Origin of the sequence: Pseudomonas sp. 34 E 7 (genome assembly GCF_900005715.1) — a bacterium.
GTDB classification, from domain to species: Bacteria; Pseudomonadota; Gammaproteobacteria; order Pseudomonadales; family Pseudomonadaceae; genus Aquipseudomonas; species Aquipseudomonas orientalis_A.
In genome coordinates, this window is sequence record NZ_CVTX01000074.1 from 1 (window position 1) to 3,773 (window position 3,773).

Genomic DNA, 3,773 nt, shown 5'->3' on the forward strand with positions numbered 1-3,773 from the left:
GTCAAGGTCAGGCTCAGCGGCCCGCGCGTGGTGTCGCCGCCCACCAGGCCCACGCCGCAGCGTTGCGCCATGGCGTTCAAACCCTGGGCATAGCGTTGCAACCAGTCGGCATCGACGGTCGGCGTGGTCAGGGCAAGGGTAAACGCGAGGGGATGGGCGCCCATGGCAGCCAGGTCGCTCACCGCCACGGCCAGCGAGCGCTGGCCGAGCAGAAACGGGTCACACGGGTCGGCAAAGTGTACGCCGGCCACTAAGGTGTCAGTGGAGACTGCCAGTTGCTCCCCGGCGGGGAGCGCCAGCAAGGCGCAGTCGTCGCCGATCCCCAGGGCAATGCCTTCGCCGCCTTGCGCGCAGGGCGCGGCGGCGAAATAGTTGCGGATCAGCTCGAACTCACCCATCAAGGCCACAAGCGCAACTTAGCGCTTGTGTTCCTTCACTTCGGCTTCCCGCAGGCGCGGGGCCAGCTTGTCGAGCACGCCATTGACGAACTTGTGGCCGTCGGTCGAACCGTAGACTTTCGCCAGTTCGATGCCTTCGTTGATCACCACGCGGTACGGCACGTCGACGCGCTTGAGCAGTTCCCAGGTGGACAGGCGCAGCACGGCCAGTTCAACCGGATCCAGCTCTTCGAGGGTCAGGTCCAGGCAGGGCGCCAAGGCCTTGTCGATCTCGTCCAGGTTGGCCGGAACACCGTGCAGGATGTCGTGGAAGTAGCTCTGGTCAGCGAAGGTGAAATCGTTATCGACGCGAAATTGCGCTTCGATTTCGTTCAGCGCAGTGCCAGCCATGTGGCGCTGGTACAGCGCCTGGGTCGCCAGCTGGCGCGCAGCACGACGCTTTTCGCTTTTCGAAGGCTTGCCGGCGTCGGCTGGACGCTCGTCGCGTGGGTTGAAACGATCGCTTTCGTCGGAAATCACTTGGCCTCCAACTGCGACAGCAGGCTGACCATTTCCAGGGCGGACAGGGCAGCTTCAGCGCCTTTGTTACCGGCCTTGGTGCCGGAGCGCTCGATGGCTTGCTCGATGGAGTCAACGGTCAGCACGCCGAAAGCGACGGGCACGCCGAACTCCATGGACACCTGGGCCAGGCCCTTGGTGCATTCGCCGGCCACGTATTCGAAGTGCGGGGTACCGCCACGAATGACCGCACCCAGGGCGATGATTGCCGCGTATTCACCCTGCTGGGCAACCTTTTGCGCAACCAGTGGAATTTCGAAGGCGCCAGGGGCACGGATAATGGTGATGTCGCTCTCGCTCACACCGTGGCGAACCAGGGCGTCAACGGCACCGCTTACCAGGCTTTCAACCACGAAGCTGTTGAAGCGGCCAACCACCAGGGCATAGCGGCCTTTGGGGGCGATGAAGGTACCTTCGATGGTCTTCAGGGTCATTCGACAAATCTCTTAAAGAGCCGGGACGCGAAAAGTGCGTCCCTCAGTGATGATTTAACCGCGAACAAGGGGCAGGAATCGCCAGCCTTTATTCGGAGGGCACGTATTCTACAACTTCCAGATCGAAACCGGATATCGCATTAAATTTCATGGGTGCGCTCATCAGGCGCATTTTGCGTACACCGAGGTCGCGCAGGATCTGCGAACCGGCACCGACGATGCTGTAGGTGGTCGGTTTTTTCACCGGCACGTGGTCGGCCGTTTCGCGGATATGCGCCAGCAGTACATCGCCATCCAGCGGGTGGCCAAGCAACAGCACCACGCCACTGCCCGCCTCGGAAACCGCGGCCATGGCCGCGCGCAGGCTCCAGCGGCCGGGCTGCTTGACCATCAGCAGGTCGCGCAGCGGGTCCATGTTGTGGACGCGCACCAGGGTCGGCTCTTCGGCGCAAATGGTGCCCAGGGTCAGCGCCATGTGCACGTCGCCTTCCACTGAATCACGGTAGGTCACCAGATTGAAGTGGCCCAGTTCGCTGTCGAGCGGCTGCTCGGCAATCCGCTGAACGGTACGTTCGTGGATCATGCGGTAGTGAATCAGGTCGGCAATGGTGCCGATCTTGAGGTTGTGCTCGGCGGCAAACGCTTCGAGTTCACTGCGACGGGCCATGGTGCCGTCGTCGTTCATCACCTCGCAGATCACCCCGCTCGGCTCGAACCCGGCCATGCGCGCCAGGTCGCACGCGGCTTCGGTGTGCCCCGCACGCGCCAGGGTGCCGCCCGGCTGGGCCATCAGCGGGAAGATGTGGCCGGGGCTGACGATGTCTTCAGCCTTGGCGTCTTTCGCAGCAGCAGCCTGCACGGTGCGCGCACGGTCGGCGGCGGAGATGCCGGTGGTGACGCCGGTGGTGGCTTCAATCGATACGGTGAACTTGGTGCCGAAGCCCGAGCCATTACGCGGCGCCATCAACGGCAGCTTGAGCAATTCGCAGCGTTCACGGCTCATGGGCATGCAGATCAACCCACGGGCGTGCTTGGCCATGAAGTTGATGTGCTCGGCCTTGCACGCTTCGGCGGCCATGATGATGTCGCCTTCGTTCTCGCGATCTTCGTCATCCATCAGGATGACCATCTTGCCTTGGCGGATGTCTTCAACCAGTTCTTCGATGCTATTGAGCGCCACGCGGCACCCCCTTGGTCAGGATTTCAGGTAGCCGTTAGCGGCCAGAAAACTTTCGGTGATGGTGCCTGATGCAGGCTCTGCGGCCTTTTCGCCCAGCAACAGGCGCTCCAGGTAACGGGCAAGCAAGTCCACTTCCAGGTTCACCCGCCGGCCTGGCTGGTAGGAGGCCATGATGGTTTCGCTGAGGGTGTGGGGAATGATGGTCAGTTCGAATTCGGCGCCATTCACGGCGTTCACGGTCAGGCTGGTGCCGTCGACGGTGATCGAGCCTTTATGGGCGATGTACTTGGCCAGCTCTTTCGGCGCGCGGATACGAAACTCCACGGCGCGCGCGTTCTCGCTGCGGGCCACGACTTCGCCGACGCCGTCGACATGCCCGCTGACCAGGTGGCCGCCCAGGCGCGTGGTGGGCGTCAGGGCTTTTTCCAGGTTGACCGGGCTGCCGGCCGCAAGATCGTTCATCGCGGTGCAGTCCAGGGTCTCGCGGCTCACATCGGCAGCGAAGCCGTTGCCCGGCAGCTCGACGACGGTCAGGCACACACCGCTGACGGCGATGCTGTCGCCCAGCTTGACGTCGCCCAGGTCCAGCTTGCCGGTTTCAACCAGCAGGCGAATATCGCCGCCTTTGGGGGTCATTGCACGGATGCTGCCGATGGACTCGATAATGCCGGTGAACATGTCGTTCTCCTGAAAACGGGGGGCTGACGCTCAAGCGCGGGCCGGGAATTATACGCTCGCCGCAGGCACGGGAATGGCAGTGATTCGCCAGTCGTCGCCCACGGCACGCATGTCAGTGATCTTGAGGTGGGGAGCATCGGCCAGCTTCTCAAGCGGCCAGTCCAGCAAGGGTCGGGCAGCGGAACCGAGAAACTTGCCGGCGACGAAAATCACGTACTCGTCGACCAGCCCTTGCTGGGCAAACGCGCCCGCCAGGCTCGGGCCGGCTTCCACCAGCACTTCGTTGACGCCACGGTTGGCAAGCGCCACCAGCGCCGATCGCAGGTCGACCTGGCCCTCCACACCCGGTACCACCAGGCACTCGGGACCACGGGGGAACTGGTTTTCCGGGGTTACGCAGGTGATGACCAATGCCGGGCCCGCCTTGAAGAACGGCGCATCGAGCGGCACTCGCAGACGGCCGTCGATCAACACACGCAACGGCGGGCGCGACATGGCCAGGGCGGTGGTCTCTGCATCCAGGCC

General features: G+C 63.4%; 6 protein-coding genes. All 6 read right to left on the bottom strand.

Annotated features, from left to right (window positions below):
- Positions 1-398: AIR synthase related protein (locus BFP96_RS03525; protein ID WP_256548741.1), on the bottom strand; the 398-nt coding region annotated here is incomplete at its 3' end.
- 18 nt (positions 399-416) lie between these two features.
- Complete coding sequence (gene nusB, locus BFP96_RS03530) at positions 417-917, bottom strand: transcription antitermination factor NusB (RefSeq protein WP_065888385.1); 501 nt, start codon at positions 915-917, stop codon at positions 417-419.
- Complete coding sequence (gene ribE, locus BFP96_RS03535) at positions 914-1,390, bottom strand: 6,7-dimethyl-8-ribityllumazine synthase (RefSeq protein WP_003176356.1); 477 nt, start codon at positions 1,388-1,390, stop codon at positions 914-916. Before ribE ends, nusB begins: the two co-directional genes overlap by 4 nt.
- A gap of 88 nt (positions 1,391-1,478) precedes the next feature.
- The gene (gene ribBA, locus BFP96_RS03540; RefSeq protein WP_065893131.1) at positions 1,479-2,570 is read right to left on the bottom strand and encodes a bifunctional 3,4-dihydroxy-2-butanone-4-phosphate synthase/GTP cyclohydrolase II; all 1,092 of its coding nucleotides are present in this window, start codon (positions 2,568-2,570) and stop codon (positions 1,479-1,481) included.
- A 15-nt stretch (positions 2,571-2,585) separates the two neighbouring features.
- Positions 2,586-3,248, bottom strand: a complete 663-nt coding sequence (locus tag BFP96_RS03545; RefSeq protein WP_065888387.1) for a riboflavin synthase — start codon at positions 3,246-3,248, stop codon at positions 2,586-2,588.
- Positions 3,249-3,296: 48 nt separating this feature from the next.
- A partial coding sequence (locus BFP96_RS03550) for a RibD family protein (protein WP_139113332.1) occupies positions 3,297-3,773 on the bottom strand: 477 nt, incomplete at its 5' end.